We start from the raw sequence: 19,270 nt of genomic DNA on the forward strand, positions 1-19,270 counted from the left end.
AGGATATTGAGAACGACATCGGCGGAATGGACGCTGTGACTGAGCGCTTCGGCACAGGCCGCTTCCACCGCGGACAGACCGTCAGTCAGCACCGCGTTGAGGATGTCGACCATCTGCCGATTGCCATCGTCGGTGCTGGCCAGCTTGCGCCGGATCCGATCGATCGCGGCCGGCAGCACCCAGTCTTTGAAGGGAGCACCGTTGCGCAAGGCGCCGGGTTTGCGGGCGAGCACCGGCACATAATGCCAGGGGTCGTAGACGGTATCGCCGCGGCCAAAGGATCGCGGGTGCTCGGCAACGATACGTCCATCCTGACGGATCACGATGCGATCGGCATAGGCTTGAACCTCGACCGGTCGTCCGACTGCGCTGGCTGCGACCGAGTACTTGTTGTTGTCGAAGCGCACCAGGCAGGTCTTCGAGACCGATGCCGTCACCGCATGGAAGCCGTCGAAGCGGCCGGCATAGGGAACGAGTTTGGGGCGTTCGGCTTCGAACACGTCCCAGATCGTCTGATCGGTCAGCTCCGGATGGCGATGAGCCTTGGCGTAGGCGATGCATTTGTCGAGCAGCCAGGCGTTTAACTCGTCGAGGTTTTTGAACCGCAGCCGCGGCGTGAAGAAGCGTTCCCGGACCAGCCCGACCTGGTTCTCGACCTGCCCCTTCTCCCAGCCCGACGCTGGCGTACAGGCGACCGGATCGACCAGATAGTGGCTGCACATCTGCAGGAAGCGGCGATTGTAGAGACGGCCTTTACCGACAAAGATCGTCTCCACCGCGGTCTTCATGTTGTCGTAGATGCCGCGGGTGCAGGTGCCTTTGAACAGGGCGAATGCCCGGTCGTGGGCGTCGAACACCATCTCCTGCGTCTCCCGCGGATAGGCCCGCACGAACAGCATGCGGCTGTGACAGAGCCGGACATGAGCAGCCTTCACCATCACCGTGGTGCCGCTCAGCAGGACGATCTCGTGGCTCCAGTCGAACTGGTAGGCTTCGCCTGGTGCAAAGCTCAACGGCACATAGGCCGACGCTGTCGAGGTGCCGCGTTCCTTGCTCCACCGTCGTGCGTATCGACGAACCGCATCATAGCCGCCGGCATAACCCAGGCCGCGAAGCTCCTCGAATAGCCGGATCAGCGTCAGCCGTTCCCGCGCCGCCTTGCTCTCATTCCCTGCCAGCAACCGGTCAAGCTCGGCACTCCAGGCACCCATCTTCGGGAGCGGCTGCGTCTCGCGCTCGTACCGGAACTCCGTCGCTTGAGAACGAATGACCTTGCGAACCACCTTCCGCGATACGCCAAGTTCTCGGCAGATCGCCTTGATCGGACGACCATCAACAAAGTAGGCGCGACGGATCTTACCAATCGTCTCCACCACCAGCATCCCAACCTCGGCTTCCATGACTCGATGGAAGCCACTGTGGACCCTTATCCCGGGGTCCCGATTGGATGCCGATCACCCCGAAAACGGGGTCCTTATTCCATGCCGAAACACAGATATGGCGGCGATCACCCGCAAGACTGGCAATATTTACTTCCGGGCGGGCTCCTACGGCTTCCCCACCAAATTCGCCGAATATGTGAAAGATCTCCCGGTCCGGCCGGACAAGCGCACGATCACGGGCCGGACTTTGCTCGGCGACAAGGTGGTCCATGTCACCGATGTGCTCGAAGACCCGGACTACTCCTTTGAAGGCCAGGAGCTCAGCGGCAATCCGCGCAGCTTCCTTGGTGTGCCCTTGCTGCGCGAAGGCAGCCCGATCGGCGCCATTGTCCTCGCACGTCGCGCCGTCCGGCCGTTCAGCGAAAAGCAGGTCGAGCTCGTGACCAGCTTCGCCGACCAGGCCGTCATCGCGATCGAGAATGTGCGCCTATTCGACGAAGTGCAGTCCCGCACCAAGGAACTTGCCGCTTCGCTCGATGAACTCCGCGCGGCGCAAGATCGCCTGATCCAGACCGAAAAGCTCGCTTCGCTCGGTCAGCTTACCGCCGGCATCGCGCACGAGATCAAGAACCCGCTCAACTTCGTCAACAATTTTGCCGCGCTGTCGGCCGAGTTGACGGACGAGTTGAACGACATCCTCGCCTCGACCACGCTCGCCGAAGGAATTCGCGGCGAAGTCGATGAGCTCACCGGCCTTCTGAAGGACAATTTGCAAAAGGTCGTCCAGCATGGCAAGCGTGCCGATTCCATCGTCAAAAACATGCTGTTGCATTCGCGCGAAGGCTCCGGCGAGCATCGGCGAGTCGACATCAATGCCATCGTCGAGGACAGCCTTAACCTCGCCTATCACGGCGCGCGACCAGAGAAGTCGGGCTTCACCATCACGTTGCGGCGGAACCTGGACCCGCGCGCTGGTGCGGTCGAGCTGTATCCGCAGGAGATCACACGGGCGCTGCTCAACCTGATTTCCAACGGCTTCTATGCCGCGACTAGGCGCAAGCTCGAAACGGGCGACGAGAGCTTTGAACCAGTCCTCAGCGCTTCCACGAGGAACCTCGGCAAGACAGTCGAAATCCGTATTCGCGACAACGGCACAGGCATCCTGTCTGAAGTACGCGAAAAGATGTTCAATCCTTTCTTCACTACAAAGCCGACAGGGGAAGGAACGGGGCTCGGACTCTCAATGACCCATGACATCATCGTCAAGCAACACGGAGGCCGGATCGACGTCGAGACTGAGCCTGGTGTCTTTGCCGAGTTCATCATTACACTGCCGCGCGACAACGGAATTGCCACCGGCCCTAAGTCCGAATGACCGCTTAGGGCCCCTTCGCGGACCTCCGCCGTCGCGGTTGCCATGTCGCCTAATGGCCCCTGAGCCGAACAGCGGTCCGTTGCCAGCACGTCAGCTGTCTGAGTTAGAGCGGACACGCCGCGGCGCTTGCCGACCGCCGGTTGTCGCCCAAGCCGGACATCGAACGAGTTGTCCCTAGTACCAGAAAAGAAAACCAAACTATGCGGCTACAGCAGCTGGGGTATCCGACAAAACGTGTCCACGCCCGCTGCGTTTAACGCTGTAGAGACGGTCATCCGCGCGACGCTTGAGCGTGCGTGCATCGTCACCGTTAACTGCCGCGGCTAATCCGATGCTCGCGCCTATCCCGATGCTATCGGCCGCGATTGCGAACGGTGTTTCGAGTGTGCGCACGATACGCTCCGCTGCGCGTGTCGCGTCGGCGATGTTGAGTTCCGCGTCGAACAATACGCCGAACTCGTCGCCGCCAAGTCTTGCCACAAGATGTCCACCATGAAGTTCGGCGTCGATACGAGTAGCTACTGATTTTAGTAACTCGTCGCCGACGTCGTGACCGTATGTGTCGTTGACCGGTTTGAATCGGTCAAGATCAATCATCGCAACGATCGCGGCGCCTGATACCAAACGCTCTGCCAGAGCGGTGTCGAATGCGGATCGGTTTGCCAGACCCGTTAGCGCTTCTGTAAGCGCAAGGCGGGCCATGCGATTCTCCGCGAGCAGCTGCGAGCATGGTCCACGGGGCCGGAAACCGCCGAAGGTTGTCCATCACAACCGTCGATCAGCCCGGGTACCCTTGAGCTGCTTGCCCGAGGGATAAGACGGCCGCTTCAGTTTTTCCTCGCCGACGAGCCGGTCGCGTTGCTCGCAAAGGCCATCGACCTTGGCCTGCATCCGGGACAGGAGGGCTTCGGCCGACGCGGTCGATATCCCGGCCCGCTGGAGGGTCAGGATTTCCTTCTGCTGGCGGGTGATTTGGCGCCGCATATAGCTGATTTCGTGACGGATTCCGTCAAGTCCCATGGCCGCATCCTCAGACTGAGCCATAAGAACGAAACGCGAGCAATGAATTAAGTAGGTCGGTACGGCGAAGACGAGGACGGTCAGGAAGGCGACCGAGATGGCAAGACGGCCCCTGGCGGCGATCTTGAGCTGGGAAGAAGAGATTTCGAGTTCAGGAATTGAGTTCACGGGAGTTGTCTCCGGTTGGTGGAGACAGCGCGAAATTATTAGGTCTTTATCAGATGGGACTCAGACCCGGATCGTGCCCGGCATGCTCTCGGGAAGTCGCGGTCCTACGAACTGGCAATGGTCGCACTCAAAAGCGGGGTCGTGGAAGGCGGCTGTTAAAATAACGCCGTCCCACAACAAGAACGCCCAAAAGTGCAGGTTGTTCACCTCTGTAAATTTATGGAATGCGGAGGCGAAGATACCCGGGTATTTGCCCATCGACGCCCTGCCCTGGGCGAACGTCTTGAACTCCTCCGGCGGATCTTCGTAGGGCGGCGTCACTGTGTACGTAATGCTCCAGATCGACGGCAGTATCTCACCGCTGTGATGGTAGTGAAGCCCACGGATGATCTTGTAGAGCGCGTCATGGAAGCGATCGGCGTCGATCATCTTCGCGACGCGGTTCGCTGGCAGATGGATACCTTTCACGACATGCTTGAATTCGTCCATGACCATGTTGACCAGCGGGACGTTGCGTCCCCCCTGGTATTTCTTGAAGGTCTGGGCATGGGCTGCATCACCCGCTTCTGAGCCTCTGGCCAGCGGCAACAGCGTGTGAACGAAGTACTCCTCATCCATCCGCCACATCTGGTTGCAGGCATGGTGCACGGGGATGGTGAGCAGATCGGTCATCCCGTACTTCTTCCGCAGCTCGGCCGGAAAGAAGAGCTTGGGCGGAACGTGGTCAGGCGTCACCGGCTCCTTGAGCAGCTTGCTGCATAGGTAGCAGTGGGTGTGCTTACCCCATTTCGGTTTGGCCATGACGACCTGCAGAGCCCGCGGAAGAACCACGATAAGCGCGATGATGAGCACCGTGGCCATAATGGCGAAGATGCCCGTGGCACTGATGCTGAAGCCCCAAACTTTAAATTCCAGTTGATGTTTATCAGTGCAATATCAGGTCCGTTGCGACTACCTATTAGTGACCCACAATCTGAGGTCAACGGCAGGGCGACCTGTTGCGCCTGCCCTGGTCAGCGTACGAGAGCCCCTACATTCGGCTGCGTCAATCGAAAGGGGGCCGGCGCGTCGCCATGCCGGCCGGCACCCCGCTGCGAGCCCTGCTTGATGCTACCGACCGTCGGGGGCCGCTCATCCTGACGAACACGCTGGGCCGGCCCTGGACGTCCGACGGATTTCGCACCTCGTGGTCAAAGGCCTGCGAGCGCGCCGGCATTAGTGGTCTCACCTTTCATGACCTGCGCGGCACGGCCGTGGTTCGGTTGGCGATTGCTGGCGCCAGCGTGCCGCAGATCGCTGCAGTCACGGGCCACTCGTTGAAGGACGTCGAAGCCATTCTCGACGCGCATTACTTGGGTCGCGATATTCAGCTCGCCGAAGCTGCGGTGCTGAAGCTCGAAGCGAGAACAAAACTGTAAAATGACCTGTAAAATGAAGCCACCTTACCGCGTCACGTCTGCTGCTAAGTGCTTGTTTTATATGGTGGGCGCACCAGGGCTCGAACCTGGGACCCGCTGATTAAGAGTCAGCTGCTCTACCAACTGAGCTATGCGCCCGAAAGGCGGTAAGGCCTTGCGAGGCCGGTCGTTTAGCAAAGCGATCCGGGTATGGCAAGCGATCGGCCGCAAGTTTTCCAAGGCTTCGTCCACAAGTCCAAAATAGCGAAAAGCCGCTGGATTCCAGCGGCTTCGCCAGGGTTAATCGCGGGACAATCCGGCCCTGCTCAGAGCCGCCCCTCGCGGTCCCCGTCCGGACCGCCGTCGCGGTCGAAACGGTCACGGTGGAAGTGCCCCATGCCACGCTCCATCATGCGGTCCATGCGGTGTTCCATGAAGTGACGGGGCAGGCCGTCTTCGCCGCCGCCGAATGGGCCGCGGTGGCGGGTCAGCACCGCGAGGCGGCGCTTCTGGCCCTCGTCCAGCGTCTTGTAGAGCGGATCGGCGGCATCGGCGATCTTCTTCAGGGCCGCGGAGCTGGCGCCCATGTCCTCGGCGCGCTGGCGCAGGCGGGCGATCGGATCCTCCGGCCTGTCGGTATCGCCGGGGCCGGCATTCATCCGCGCATTGGCGCGGTCGATGCGCAGCTTGGCGAAATCGCGCACCGCGGCCTCGACCGGCGGCCACAGCTTCTCCTGATCGGCATTGAGCTTCAGGCCGGCGTGGACGGCGGCGATCCGTGCGTCGATGAAGGCGGCGCGGTCCTCGGGGTTCATGCGCATGTGATGGAAGCGCTCCATCCACGGGCGATGATATTGAGCATAGACCGCGCCCGAGCCGGCGACGCTGAGCACGGCGATGGCAGCGATGGTGAATTTCCTCATACGGACCTCCTCTGGAAGGATGCCCTGAGGATGAGGGCGGCGCCGCCGACGCGCAACTTACAACTTGGACAGGAAGCGGTGTTCTTAGGACTACGTAACGGCTGATTTACCGCCAGCCACGATCGGAAATCGTTTGCAACAAAAAGGCTTCCGTGCAGCTGGCACGGAAGCCCCGTTCATCGTGCATCGAGATCAGTTCGTCGTGCTCTTGGCTTCCTTCTGGAACTCGTCGATCAGCGCCTGGCCGACGCGGCCTGCGGCGTCCTTGTAGACCGGCTCCATCGCCTTGCGCATCGCCTCGTCCTGCTCGGGCGTGAGCTTGATGATCTCGCTCTTGCCGCTCTTCTTGATCTCGGCGAGCGCGTCGTCGTTCTCCTTCTGCGACTGCGCGTTGCTGAAGGCGGTCGCTTCCTTCATTGCCTTGGAAAGCTGGTCGCGGATGTCGGCCGGCAAATCGTCCCAGAACTTCTTGTTCACGATCACGACGTAACCGATGTAACCGTGATTGGTCTCAGTGATGTACTTCTGGACCTCGTGCATCTTCTGGGTATAGATGTTCGACCAGGTGTTCTCCTGGCCGTCGACGACGCCGGTCTGGAGTGCCTGGTAGACTTCCGAGAACGCCATCACCTGCGGCAGCGAGCCGAGCGCCTTGAACTGGGCCTGGAGCACGCGCGAGGACTGGATGCGGAATTTCACGCCCTGATAGTCGGCAGGCGAGACCAGCTTCTTGTTGGCGCTCATCTGCTTGAAGCCATTATCCCAATAGGCAAGTCCGGTGATGCCCTTGGCGTCCAGGAGCTTGAGCAACTTCGCGCCGAGCGGGCCCTCCGTCACCTTCCGCAGCGTCTTCAGATCGGGAAGGATGTAAGGCAGATCGAATACCTCGAATTCACGGATGCCGAGTGGGCCGAATTTCGAGTTGGACGGCGCCAGCATCTGCACGCTGCCGAGCTGGAGCGCCTCGAGCTCTTCCTTGTCCTTGTAGAGCGTCGAGTTCGGATAGACTTCGACCTTGACCTTGCCGCCGGTGTACTTCTCGGCGAGCTCCTTGAATTTCTCCGCCCCTTTGCCCTTCGGCGTGTCGGTGGCGACGACGTGGCTGAATTTGATGATGATCGGGTCGGCGCTGGCGGGGCCGACAAGGCCTAAGGCCAATGCCGCGACGGAGGCCGCGATCGCGAAGGTGCGCATAATCTCTCCCTGATGTTATTTGGGCCGCCCGGCGCGCGGGCGACCGTCCTCATGCCGGCTGCATCAATACAGGGCGGCGCGCCATGCGGCTATTGGCCGTTAGCAGGGCAGGTATTCGTGGTGAATGCCACGAGCACCGCTGCGCGCCCTTTTCCCACTTGCGGGAGACAGTTGGCAGAGGGTGCTTCCACGTAGAGGCTCCCCAGAGGAAGAGAACCCTCACCGGACGCTACGCGCCGACCTCTCCCGCAAGCGCGAGCGGGAGAGGTGAAGCCCACGCGCATCGCTCGCCAATGACAAGGCTTCGCTTGTCAGCTCGCCGCTGCCGTCGTCACCGTGTCACGCTGGCGCTTCATGACGATCTTGTTCAGCGCGCCGAGATAGGCCTTTGCGGAGGCGACCAGCGTATCCGGATCCGCAGCGCGCGCCGTCATCGAGCGGCCGTCCTGCGACAGCCGCACCGAGACTTCAGCTTGCGCGTCGGTGCCTTCGGTCACCGCGTGAACCTGGTACAGTTCGAGCTTGGCCTCGTGCGGCACCAGGCGCTTGATGCAGTTGAACACTGCGTCGACCGGACCGTTGCCCTCGGCTTCCTCGATCTTGATCTGGCCGTCGACGTCGAGCTTCATGGTGGCGCGCTGCGGACCGTGGGTGCCGGCGATCACGGTCAGCGAGGTCAGCTTGATGCGGTCGTGCGAGGCTGCCATCTCCTCGTCAACCAACGCCTCGATGTCCTCGTCGTAGATGTCCTTCTTGCGGTCGGCCAGCGCCTTCATCCGCGTGAAAGCATCTTCCAGCTGATTGGGGCCGAGCTTGTAGCCCATCTCCTCCAGCTTGTGCACGAAGGCGTGGCGGCCGGAATGCTTGCCGAGCACCAGGGAGGACTGCTTGAGGCCGACCATCTCCGGCCGCATGATCTCGTAGGTGGACGCGTCCTTCAGCACGCCGTCCTGATGGATGCCGCTCTCATGCGCGAACGCATTCCGGCCGACGATAGCCTTGTTGTACTGCACCGGGAACGAGGTCGCCGCCGACACCACCTTCGAGGCGCGGGTGAGCTGCGTCGTGTCGATCTTGTTCCAGTACGGGAATTTGTCGTTGCGCACGTTGATCGCCATCACAATCTCTTCCAGCGCGGCGTTGCCGGCGCGCTCGCCGATACCGTTGATGGTGCACTCGACCTGACGCGCGCCGCCGACGATGCCGGCCAGCGAGTTGGCGACCGCCATGCCGAGGTCGTTGTGGCAGTGCACGGAGAACACAGCCTTATCTGAATTCGGCACACGCTCGATCAGCGTCTTCATGAAGTGGGTGTATTCCTCCGGCACCGTGTAGCCGACGGTATCGGGGATGTTCACCGTGGTGGCGCCGGCCTTGATCACGGCCTCGACGATGCGGCACAGAAAGTCCATCTCGCTGCGGGTGCCGTCCTCGGCCGACCATTCGACGTCGTCGATCTGGTTGCGGGCGCGCGCGACCATCGCGACCGAGGTCTCGATTACTTGTTCCGGGGTCTTGTTCAGCTTCACCCGCATGTGCAGCGGCGAGGTCGCGATCACGGTGTGGACGCGGCCGCGCTTGGCAAATTTCACCGCCTCGGCGCAGCGGTCGATGTCGGCCGGGTGGGCGCGTGACAGGCCGGCGATGACCGAATTCTTGGAGCGGCGGGCGATCTCGCTGACGGCCTGGAAGTCGCCTTCGGAGGTGATCGGAAAGCCGGCCTCGATGACGTCCACGCCCATATCGTCCAGCAGTTCGGCGACTTCGAGCTTCTCCTCGAAGGTCATGGTGGCGCCGGGACATTGCTCGCCGTCGCGCAGCGTGGTGTCGAAAATGATGACGCGGTCCTTGTCGGACTTGTTCACGGTGGCCATTCTAGATTTCCTTTTGAGCTTTTGCGCCGTTCAGTGGTCTGGGCGCTTGAGGTGTCCGGTGATCTCGTACAACCCCTGAGCGCCCAGGCGCGTGGCGCCCAGCCGGCCCTCAGGGGCAGCTAAGAAGAAGCCCGCCAAGAAGGAGGGTGGGCAGCAGCGCGGCCGGGATCGTGGCGGCGGCCACGGCCACCTCCCCCGAAATCCCATCGATTTGGCCGCGAATCAGCATTGCCAGACCCTTTGAGCCCTCAATACTCGGTCAAAACCGTTGATGGTTGATTGCCGGGAGGGGCTCGATCCGCCCGTTTCTAAACGAGAAACGCCTGCAACTGCAACGCCTAAAAGATAGTCAGTGGAACTGACCTAAATAGGAGAGATTGCAGCCCGCGACGAGCGCAAGGCGCGCCGACTATCCCGTGCCGGTGCGGCGGGCGCGGGCCCTGTTCTCCCAGCGGTTCAGCATCTGACCGAGTTCGCCGGTCGCGACCACAGCGGTGCCGGCATTCGTGATCTCGTTGGTGTTCGCCGGCGCGTTGGCAGGAAGCCAGTCCGGCTCGGTATACTCACGCCAGCGGCGCGCCTCCGCCCGCCTTTTGCGGGAGACGTAGTCCCGCGTGAAGTAGCCGGCCGCAAATGCGATCGCGAGCAGGATGACCAGGACGACAACTTGCACAATGAACTCCGGCTTTATCCCCGTTAGCGCCTGCAATCCAAACGCATTTGAAGGTGACGAAATTGCGACCCGCCATCGCGCAGCGGTTTCGATTCCACCCCTCGCAACCGGCAGCGGACCGCACTAACCTCCGCCCGCTCGGCCGGATCAACCGGTCAGCGAACATGATCGGGAGGACGCGATGACACGCCAAGAGGCTCGTGACGAAGGGCAGCGTGACCAGGATGCTGCGCTTTCACGACGAACACTCGTCCAAGGAGTTGTACAAGGGCTTGCGCTCGGCGCCGCCGCCACAATGGCCGGAGCCGGCTGCGCCCTGGCCCAGACCGGCCCCGCCGCACCGCCGACGACGATCACCACCCCGCCGCGCGATTTCGGTCCCCAGGGCGCGCCGACCACATATTTCTGGGACCCCGACATCATCGCCGTCGATCCCTCCTTCAACGATCTCGCGCAGCCCAACACCGCGATCAAGCGTCTCTATACTGGCGTGCTGTGGGCCGAAGGCCCGGCCTGGAGCGCGCAGGGACGGTATCTCTTGTGGAGCGACATTCCCAATAACCGGCAGATGCGCTGGAGCGAGGATGACGGCCGCGTCAGCGTGTTCCGCACGCCCTCAAACAATTCCAACGGCAACTCGTTCGACTTTCAGGGCCGCCAGCTCTCCTGCGAGCACCTGACGCGCCGGGTGACGCGTTACGAGCATGACGGCACCGCCACGGTGCTCGCGGACTCCTATCAGGGCAAGAAGCTGAATTCGCCGAACGACATCGTCGCACACCCCGACGGCAGCTATTGGTTCACCGATCCGCCCTATGGCGGCCAGCTCTACGAAGGCGAGCCCGACGTCGCGGGCGGCCCGAGCAATGCCGGCGGCAAGCTCAATCCGCGGATCGGACAGCCCGCCGGCTTCGTGCCGGGCAAGCGCGAGCTCCCGACCAACTGCTATCGCATCGACCCGTCGGGCCGCATCGATCTCGTCGTCACCGAAGACCAGGTGCCAGATCCGAACGGCCTGTGCTTCTCACCAGACTACAAGAAGCTCTACATCGCCTCGACCGGCAAGGGACCGGGCGACACCGGACCGGGCGGCAAGGGCGAGATCTTCGTGTTCGACGTCGGCAGCGACAACAAGCTCTCCAACCCTAGAAAGTTCAGCGATTGCGTGATCGACGGCGTGAAGTGCGGGCCGGATGGCCTGCGCTGCGATGTCAACGGCAATGTCTGGGCCTCCAGCAATGCCGGGCGCGCCGTCGGCTATAGCGGCGTGACGGTGTGGTCGCCGGAGGGCAAGCTGCTCGGCCGCATCCGCCTGCCGGAGGTGTGCGGCAACGTCTGCTTCGGCGGCCCAAAGCGCAACCGGCTGTTCATGGCGGCGAGCCAGTCGCTCTACGCGGTCTACACGGCAACGCAGGGCGCAGGACCAGGCTGAGCGACACAAGCTCAATGCGACGCTGCGCCGGCGTTCCTCGCCGGCGCCAATTCTTTTGATAATCCTTCGGCGCGCGAGGAAAAAAACCATGCGTGTTGTGATCTGCGGCGGTGGCGTGATCGGCGCCTGCACCGCCTGGTTTCTTCGTCGCCGCGGCATCGACGTCATTGTGGTGGAACGGACAGAGATCGCGGCCGCAGCGTCCGGCAAGGCCGGCGGCTTCCTCGCACGCGACTGGTGCACCGGCACGCCGCTCGACGCACTGGCGCGGCGCAGCTTCGCACTTCATGCGCAACTGCCCGGGGAGATCGCGGGCGATTGGGGCTACCGCCCCATGACCGCCTATAGCGGCCTCGTTGTCCCCGATGGTGACGCCCGGCGAAATCTGCCCTCGGCACTTGGCTGGCTCGCCAACGGCGTCGCCATCGCGCAAACCATCGGCACGACCGCGACGACCGCGATCGTTCACCCTCGCAAATTCACCTCGTTCCTCATGGATGCGGCGCTCACGCAGGGCGTGCAACTTCGTCGCGGCCGGATCAGCGGCATCGTGCGCGATGCGGATGGCATCACAGCGAGCGGCGTCCAGGTCGAGGGCAGCGTCATCGAGGCGGACGCCGTCGTCATCGCGATGGGGCCGTGGTCGCTGCTCGCGGCGCAATGGATGAACCTGCCCGCCATCTATGGCCAGCGCAGCCCGAGCATCGTGTACGACACCGGCGGGGATGTGCCAGCCGATGCGCTGTTTCTTGAGCATGAGGACAATGGCGTCGCCGTGTCCATCGAGGTTTTCCCCCGTGCCGACGGCAGCACGCATATCACGGCGCTTTCCGACATCGCGCCGTTGCCGCTCGATCCCGCCGCCGTGACGCCCGACCAGGACGCGATCGCGCGCCTGCAGGCGATGAGCGAGCGGCTCTCGCCGCTGTTCCGGCCCGAGAAGATCATCGCGCGGCAGGCCTGCTTCCGCCCGGTGACGCAGGATGGTCTGCCGCTGATTGGCAAGGTGCCGCAGAGCGAGGGTCTCTACGTTGCGACTGGACATAATGTCTGGCATCCTCAATGCACCCGCGACCGGCGAGGCGTTGGCGCAGCTGATCGCCGAGGGCACGACGCAGATCGACCTTTCGCCATTCGATCCCGCCCGCCTCGGCCCGCTCGATCCGTCGCTGCTGCACGCACGTTGAACGGATGGGGCATGCTGGCGGCGTACATGCATGGGCCTCGACCGAATCTGCATGCCTGACGTGCCCGAGTCGCGCTGCACTCTATTTACGCAGCAATGGACTTTAACCCGCCTCCCACAATCCTGAATGCAGTTTCACTTGCCGAGAATGCCCTCGCCGGTATAGTCGCGCCCCAATAGCTCACAAGAGGCTGTTCAAGGGAGAAAAACAACATGAAGAATAGACTCTCTGTTGCGTTGCGAGTTCGCTCGACGCCGTGATCGGCGCGCCGGACGACGCCGTCAGGAGTGACGTCAGTCTCCCGAGCTCCATCAAGTCCACCGCGAATTGATCGGAACGGCATCCGGGCCTTGGCCGGAGAGCCTTCCGCATGCGGTGCACGCAGCACCTTTTTCTCAAGTGGCAGCCAGGTTGCCCGGCCAATCATCAATGCGAGCATTCCAGATTTTGATCGATGGCTTTGCCATCAGCGCTCTCTACGCTCTCGGTGCCACCGGCTTCACGCTGATATTCGGCGTCTCCGGCGTGCTCAACCTCTCCCACGGCGCTATCATGGTGGCGGCAGCGGTGGCGGCCTGGGCCGCCGCCAGCATTCTCAGCGTCGGCACCTATGCCGGCGCGCTGATCGGCGTCGGCGTCGCCCTCATCACGGCATTTGCCACCTATTTCGCGGTGGTGAAGCCGATCCAGGATTCGCGCCGCATTCCGAACGAGGAGAAGGAGATCTTCGTCCTCACGGGAACGCTGCTGTGGGGCATCATGATCCAGGAGCTGATCGCCTATTTCTTCACCAACAACGCCAAGACCGTGCTGCCGATCGTCGAGGGCGTGGTCGAGATCCTCGGCGTCCGCACGCCGCGCAACGAGATTTTCACGGCGATCGTCTGCTGCCTGGTCATCGCTCTGTTGTGGCTCCTGGTGAACCGCACCCGCACCGGCAAGGCCGTGCTGGCCGCCTCGATGAACCCGCGCGGCGTCACGCTGCTCGGCCTCGAGCTCACCAACATCTACATCGTGGTGTGGGCGATCTACGGTATCCTCGCCGGCATCGCCGGCGTGCTGCTGGGCATGTTTCTGGGCGTCAGCTCCTACAGCGTCGGTCCGCTGACCGCGAGCGCGTTCTCCATCGTCGTGCTCGGCGGCCTCGGCAGCGTCTCCGGCTCGCTGATCGCGGCCTTCGTGGTCGGCTATCTCGAGACCCTGACCGCCTATCTGATCTCGCCGGCCTATCGCACCATCCCGGCGCTGCTGCTGCTCGTGTTTGTGATGTACATCCGGCCACAGGGCCTTCTGGGGAGGCGCTGAGATGGCCACCTTCTTCACCTCTCGCCTCTTCTTCGTCTCGCTCGCGCTCGTCGTCATCGCGGCAACGCTGCCGCTCTACGTCTCTGGCTATGTGCTGGGCCTGCTCACCGTCGCATTCTATTTCGGTGTGTTCGCGATGGCCTGGGACCTCTTGTTCGGCTTTGCCGGCGAGGTCAATTTCGGGCCGACCTTCCTGATCGGCGTCGGCGCCTACACCGCCGGCATCCTCAATGCCCAGTTTGGGTGGTCGGTTTATCTCTGCATCGTGCTCGGCGCATTCGCCTCCGTCATCGCCGGTCTCGTGCTGGCGTTGCCGGCCCTGCGCGTGCGCGGGCCCTATTTCGGCCTGACCACGTTGGTCGCGGTGTTGATGCTGCAGAATTTCGTGGTGGTGTTCGCCGACCTCACCGGCGGCGAGATCGGGCTGACCATTCCCGACGTCATCTCTATCAACGCCGGCGTGAATTACTGGATCGCGCTCGGCTTCATGACGATCTCGGCCGCAATCCTCTACGGCCTGTCGCAATCGCCGATCGGCCTCGTGCTCCAGGCCAGCGGCCAGGACCCGGTGCAGGCCGGCGCGCTCGGCTTCAACATCGTCAAGCACAAGCTCGCCGCCTTCATCGTCAGCGCGTTCTTCTCGGGGCTGTCAGGCGCGCTGCTGGTATTCTACTTCGGCACCGCCTCGGTCGGCACCGTCGTCGACGTCGCGGTCGGCGTCAACGTGATCGTCTCCGCCGTGCTCGGCGGCCGGCGCACCGTGCTGGGCGCTGCGCTGGGCGCGATCTTCCTGATCGTCGCCGGCGAGTTCTTGCGGCCGACCGGTGAGCTCGCGACCTTCATCGTCTCGGCGGTGGCGCTCCTCGTCGTGCTGTTCTTCCCTGGCGGCTTCCTCGGAGCGGCCCTCTCGCGCGAGGCGCGCTCGTGATGGATATGAGGCTTCCAAACAGGGCCGTGCTCGAAGTCCGCGGCCTGACTAAGCGCTTCGGCGGATTGACCGCAGTCAAGAGCCTCGGCTTCGAGGTCAATGGCGGCGAGATTTTTGGCCTGATCGGGCCGAACGGCTCGGGCAAGTCGACCGCGATGAAGACCGTGATGGGCATCGAGCGCCCGACGTCCGGCGAAGTGATCTTCGAGGGCGAGAACGTCGCCGGCCTGCCCGCGCACAAGATCGCGCGCAAGGGATTTGGCATGGTGTTCCAGCACTCGCGGCCGCTGAACCGGCAAACCGTGCTGGAGAACATCCTGGTCGCGCTGCTGCCGGACAGCCTGTTCATGCTGTTCCCCGACAAGGCGCTGATCGAGCGCGCCAAATGGATCGCCGAGCGCGTTGGGCTCGGAAATGTGATGAACCGCCGCCCGCCGACCCTGCCGTTTGCCGATCTGCGCCGGCTCGAACTCGCCAAGGCCATCGCACGTGACCCAAAGGTCGTGCTGGTCGACGAGCCCTTCGCCGGGCTGACGCGCGCCGAGGTCGAGATGTTCTCCGACCTGATCCGCAGCTTTCGCGACGAAGGCCGTGCGGTGATGCTGGTCGACCACAACGTCAAGAGCGTCGCAGCCCTCGTCGATCGCGTGCTCGCGATGTATCTCGGCGAGGAGATCGTCACCGGCAAGGCCGACGAGGTCATGAGGAACGAGACCGTGCGCCGGGTCTATCTCGGCGGCGCGATCGAGACCCATGCGCGGCCCGAGACCAGCTTCAAGGATAAGGTGCCGCTGCTCCAGGTCGAGAATGTCAGCGTGTTCTACGGCAAGGCGCAGGCGCTGGAGAACGTCTCGATCCATGTCCACGAGGGCGAGTTCGTCTCGATCGTCGGCCTCAACGGCGCCGGCAAGACCACATTGTTCAACACCATCTCCGGCTTTCTGCCCTACAGCGGCGAGATCGTGCGCGGCGGCGAGAAACTCCGCGGCACCAGTCCGGCGAAGATCGCACGCAGCGGTCTCGTGCAATGCCCGGAATCACGCGAACTGTTCGGCGAGATGAGCGTGCGCGAAAATCTCGATCTCGGCGGCCAGCATCTTTCCGACGAGAAGCGCGCCGCACAGCTCGCCTGGCTGTTCGAGCTGTTCCCGATCCTGAAGGAACGCCAGAGTCAGATGGCACAGACGCTCTCCGGCGGCGAGCAGCAGATGCTCGCGATCGGCCGCGCCCTGATGATGCAGCCACAGATCCTGATCCTGGACGAGCCGACGCTGGGCCTTGCCCCCGTCATCCTCGAGCAACTCTCCAAGGCGCTGACCAAGCTGCGGCAAACCACATCGATCACGGTGTTGCTCGGCGAGCAGAACGTGACCTTCGCGCTGCCACATGCCGACCGCGTCTATGTGCTGGAGCATGCAAGGATCGTGTGGGAAGGCGATCCCGGCCGCTTCGCGAGCGAGGCCGGGGCCGATTTTCTTTAAGTCTGTCAACATCAACAAAAACATAGAAAGGGAAACGACCATGCGACCATTAGTTCTCGGCAGCAGCCTTCTCGCCTCCGCATTGGCCTTGTGCCTTGCCGCTCCGGCCTACGCGCAGTCGACCGATCCGATCAAGATCGGCGTCATCGCCGAAGTGCAGTCGATCGCGGGCGCGGCAACGCCAGGCGGCGCGCAGATTGCCGCCGACGAGATCAACGCCAAGGGCGGCGTGCTCGGCCGCAAGATCGAGATCGTGACCTACGACAACAAGAGCTCGTCGGCGGATTCCGTTCGCGCTTTCCAGCGCGCCGTCAGCGAGGACAAGGTCTCCGCCGTCATCGCGAGCTATATCAGCGAGGTCGTGCTGGCGCTCGAGCCCTGGGCGGCGCGGCTGAAGATGCCGCTGATCACGCCAGGCGCGGCCTCGAACGAGATCACCAAGGCGATCCACAACGATTACGAGAAGAACAAGTACACCTTCCACGGCTATCTGACCTCGGCCGCGCAGGCCCAGCTCGTCTGCGACGCAGCCAAGGACCTGCTCGTCGACAAGCTCAAGTTCAAGACCGTAGCGATCATGAGCGAGGACGCCGCCTGGACCAAGCCGCTCGACGTCGGCTACGAGGCCTGCCTGCCGAAGGCTGGCCTGAAGGTCGTCGAGCACGTCCGCTTCTCGCCTGACACCACCGACTTCACGCCGATCTTCAACAACATCGAGAGCAAGAAGCCCGACGTGATCGTCACCGGCATCTCCCATGTCGGCGTGCAGCCGACGGTGCAGTGGAAGAACCAGCAGGTGCCGATCCCGATGTTCGGCATCAGCGCGCAGGCGCTGAGCCCGACCTTCTGGAAGGACACCAATGGCGCGGCCGACGGCATACCGTCGCTGGCGGTTGCGACACCCGACGTCGCCGTCACCCCCAAGACGAAGCCGTTCGCGGCTGCCTTCAAGGCCAAGTTCGGCGCACCGCCGGCCTATACAGGCTACACCGCCTATGACGAGGTCTACTTCATCACGGAAGCCATCAAGCGCGCCGGCTCGACCGATCCCGACAAGATGGTCGCCGAGCTCGAGAAGACCGACTACGAGGGCACGATCGGCCGCATCCAGTTCTACGGCAAGAACGACGAGTTCACCCACGGTATCAAGTCAGGCCCCGGCACTGTCACCGGCCTCGTCTTCCAGTGGCAGGACTCCAAGCAGGTCGTGGTCTGGCCCGAGAAGATCGCGGAAGGCAAGATGAAGTTTCCGAGCTTCGTGAAGCTGTCGCAGTAATTGATCCGCGCCCATGCAAGCCCATCGCTCCTGCGCGGAGCGGTGGGCTTTTCCTTTATCTTTCGCAGGTGCGTTGTGTCGCGGCCGACGCCTATCGACCTTGGACGATGTTGACTTTCGCCATCCTGCTCCCAATACTTCGAAAAAAACCAAACATAAGACGGTTTTGAGGGAGGATAGGATGCCGACTTCACGCAGGCAGCTGCTGAAGACATCGGCGGCTGCCGCCGCCGCACTCAGCCTCGATTGGACACGGGCCCAGGCGCAAGCCGAGAATTTGCGCATCGGCTTGATTTACGACCTCACCGGCCCCTTTGCCGCCGGCGGCTCGGTCGCCTCCTCGGTCGGCGCGCAGATCGCCATCGACCTCGTCAACGAGAAGGGCGGCATCGGCGGCAAGACCAGGATCGTGCCGGTCGCCGCCGACTCCCAGAGCAAGGCGGACGTCGCGATCAACGAGGCCGAGCGGCTGATCAGCCAGGAAAAGATCGACATCATCAACGGCGTCTATTCCAGCGCGCACGCGGTGCCGATGGCGGCGAAGGTGGAGCAGCAGAAGAAGATCCTCTGGATCACGACCGCGGTCTCGACCGCCGTGTTCAAGGACAAGAACCTGCAATACGTGTTTCGCGCCCAGATCCATTCCGACCAGTACGGCCAGGCCTTTGCAAGCTTCATCACCGAGCATGCGAAAGCCAAGCTCGGCATCGATCCGAAGGAGGTCAAGGTCGCGTTAATCCACGAGGACGGCCCCTATGGCGTCGGCGTTGCCTCCGCCGACGAGGCCTATGCCAAGGAGGCCGGCATTCAGGTCGTGCTGCGCGAAGGGTATTCGGCCTCCGCGCCCGATCTTTCGGTGCTGGTGACAAAAATCAAGCGCGCCAAGGCCGACGTGATCTCGCATGCCGGCTACAACCCCGACATCACCCTGTTCCTGCGCCAGGCCCGCGAGAGTGGTTTGCGCTTCAAGATGCTGTTCGGCGCCGGCGCCGGCTACAGCCAGCTCGACAAGCTGCGCGCGACTTTCGGTGCCGACATCGACAATTTCTGCAACATCGATCCAGTGCCGGCGCAGTTGCTCGATCCCGCCAAGCTCGCGCCGGGCATGGGCGACCTGATCAAGACCATGGTTTCGCGCTACCAGGCCAAGACCGGCGCGACCGACGTGCCGCCGCACTGCTCGATGGGTTTCAACCAGACCTGGGTGCTGCTCAACAACGTGCTGCCGGTCGCCAAAGAGAAATACGGCAGCTTCGACCCGGAGGCCATCCGCAAGGCAGCGCTCGACGTCGACATCCCCGCTGGCGGCACCATCCAGGGCTATGGCGTTAAATTCTTCCGGCCGGGCACGCCGCTGTCCGGCCAGAACGAGCGCTCGACCCCGGTCGTGATGCAGAACGCCGGCGAGCACATCTCGGTGGTGTGGCCGACGAACATCCGCACGCGGGAGCCGGTCTTCCCGCTACCGAAGGGCTCGACCTACGGGGCGTGAGGCGGTTGCGCTCGCGTGGCAACCTCCCCTGGACGGTAAGGCTATCGCATATGAATTCTTGGAGTGGCCCGAGCAAACGCCTCGTCGTTCGAGACGACCGCTCCGCGGTCTCCTCAGGATCAGGCTAATTGGCATAGGGCCCGTTGAAACTGCTGCCGCATAC

The 19,270-nt window shown here is 62.9% G+C and carries 15 protein-coding genes, 1 tRNA gene and 2 pseudogenes; 9 read left to right on the forward strand and 9 right to left on the reverse strand.

Annotated features, from left to right (window positions below; translation table 11 throughout):
• Positions 1-1,382, reverse strand: a 1,382-nt coding sequence (istA, locus tag IVB01_RS25200) for an IS21 family transposase (protein WP_247494992.1), incomplete at its 3' end; no start/stop codon positions are given.
• Positions 1,383-1,545: 163 nt separating this feature from the next.
• On the opposite strand from istA, the pseudogene IVB01_RS25205 reads away from it, so the two are divergent.
• Positions 1,546-2,757 (forward strand): annotated as a pseudogene (locus IVB01_RS25205) (ATP-binding protein); the annotation flags it as partial.
• A gap of 198 nt (positions 2,758-2,955) precedes the next feature.
• Here the strand turns inward: IVB01_RS25205 and IVB01_RS25210 are convergent.
• The 3 genes from IVB01_RS25210 to IVB01_RS25220 form a co-directional block, all read right to left on the reverse strand.
• The gene (locus IVB01_RS25210; RefSeq protein WP_247459031.1) at positions 2,956-3,459 is read right to left on the reverse strand and encodes a GGDEF domain-containing protein; all 504 of its coding nucleotides are present in this window, start codon (positions 3,457-3,459) and stop codon (positions 2,956-2,958) included.
• Positions 3,460-3,522: 63 nt separating this feature from the next.
• Entirely contained in the window at positions 3,523-3,945 is a 423-nt protein-coding gene (locus IVB01_RS25215) for a hypothetical protein (protein WP_247414892.1), read from the reverse strand.
• 60 nt (positions 3,946-4,005) lie between these two features.
• Positions 4,006-4,806, reverse strand: a complete 801-nt coding sequence (locus IVB01_RS25220; protein ID WP_247414894.1) for a hypothetical protein — start codon at positions 4,804-4,806, stop codon at positions 4,006-4,008.
• Positions 4,807-4,934: 128 nt separating this feature from the next.
• On the opposite strand from IVB01_RS25220, the pseudogene IVB01_RS25225 reads away from it, so the two are divergent.
• Positions 4,935-5,363, forward strand: a pseudogene (locus IVB01_RS25225) (tyrosine-type recombinase/integrase); the annotation flags it as partial.
• Positions 5,364-5,425: 62 nt separating this feature from the next.
• Here IVB01_RS25225 and IVB01_RS25230 read toward each other — a convergent pair.
• From IVB01_RS25230 to IVB01_RS25250, 5 genes are all read right to left on the reverse strand, one after another.
• A tRNA-Lys gene (locus tag IVB01_RS25230) sits at positions 5,426-5,501 on the reverse strand.
• Between the two features lie 167 nt (positions 5,502-5,668).
• On the reverse strand, positions 5,669-6,265 hold the full coding sequence (locus IVB01_RS25235) for a Spy/CpxP family protein refolding chaperone (RefSeq protein ID WP_247278590.1): 597 nt from the start codon (positions 6,263-6,265) through the stop codon (positions 5,669-5,671).
• 192 nt (positions 6,266-6,457) lie between these two features.
• Positions 6,458-7,459, reverse strand: a complete 1,002-nt coding sequence (locus tag IVB01_RS25240) for a TRAP transporter substrate-binding protein (RefSeq protein WP_247278589.1) — start codon at positions 7,457-7,459, stop codon at positions 6,458-6,460.
• Between the two features lie 311 nt (positions 7,460-7,770).
• On the reverse strand, positions 7,771-9,333 hold the full coding sequence (locus IVB01_RS25245) for a 2-isopropylmalate synthase (protein WP_247278588.1): 1,563 nt from the start codon (positions 9,331-9,333) through the stop codon (positions 7,771-7,773).
• Between the two features lie 409 nt (positions 9,334-9,742).
• Complete coding sequence (locus IVB01_RS25250) at positions 9,743-10,009, reverse strand: hypothetical protein (RefSeq protein ID WP_247278611.1); 267 nt, start codon at positions 10,007-10,009, stop codon at positions 9,743-9,745.
• 178 nt (positions 10,010-10,187) lie between these two features.
• Here IVB01_RS25250 and IVB01_RS25255 point away from each other — a divergent pair, with 178 nt between their 5' ends.
• The 7 genes from IVB01_RS25255 (at position 10,188) to IVB01_RS25285 (ending at position 19,107) form a co-directional block, all read left to right on the forward strand.
• Complete coding sequence (locus tag IVB01_RS25255) at positions 10,188-11,438, forward strand: SMP-30/gluconolactonase/LRE family protein (RefSeq protein ID WP_247278587.1); 1,251 nt, start codon at positions 10,188-10,190, stop codon at positions 11,436-11,438.
• A gap of 88 nt (positions 11,439-11,526) precedes the next feature.
• On the forward strand, positions 11,527-12,684 hold the full coding sequence (locus IVB01_RS25260; protein WP_247494976.1) for an FAD-dependent oxidoreductase: 1,158 nt from the start codon (positions 11,527-11,529) through the stop codon (positions 12,682-12,684).
• Positions 12,685-13,054: 370 nt separating this feature from the next.
• Positions 13,055-13,930: a branched-chain amino acid ABC transporter permease gene (locus IVB01_RS25265; protein WP_247278585.1), complete on the forward strand. Its 876-nt coding sequence runs from the start codon at positions 13,055-13,057 to the stop codon at positions 13,928-13,930.
• A 1-nt stretch (position 13,931) separates the two neighbouring features.
• Positions 13,932-14,858, forward strand: coding sequence for a branched-chain amino acid ABC transporter permease (locus IVB01_RS25270; RefSeq protein WP_247278584.1), 927 nt, complete (start codon positions 13,932-13,934; stop codon positions 14,856-14,858).
• Positions 14,858-16,339 (forward strand): ATP-binding cassette domain-containing protein, encoded by a 1,482-nt coding sequence (locus tag IVB01_RS25275; RefSeq protein ID WP_247278583.1) that lies wholly within the window; start codon positions 14,858-14,860, stop codon positions 16,337-16,339. The genes IVB01_RS25270 and IVB01_RS25275 overlap by 1 nt, the downstream gene beginning before the upstream one ends.
• 40 nt (positions 16,340-16,379) lie before the next feature.
• On the forward strand, positions 16,380-17,615 hold the full coding sequence (locus IVB01_RS25280) for an ABC transporter substrate-binding protein (protein ID WP_247278582.1): 1,236 nt from the start codon (positions 16,380-16,382) through the stop codon (positions 17,613-17,615).
• A 181-nt stretch (positions 17,616-17,796) separates the two neighbouring features.
• Positions 17,797-19,107: an ABC transporter substrate-binding protein gene (locus IVB01_RS25285; RefSeq protein WP_247278581.1), complete on the forward strand. Its 1,311-nt coding sequence runs from the start codon at positions 17,797-17,799 to the stop codon at positions 19,105-19,107.
• Positions 19,108-19,270 lie beyond the last annotated feature (163 nt).

The organism is Bradyrhizobium sp. 164, from assembly GCF_023073715.1.
In the GTDB taxonomy this organism is placed as follows: domain Bacteria; phylum Pseudomonadota; class Alphaproteobacteria; order Rhizobiales; family Xanthobacteraceae; genus Bradyrhizobium.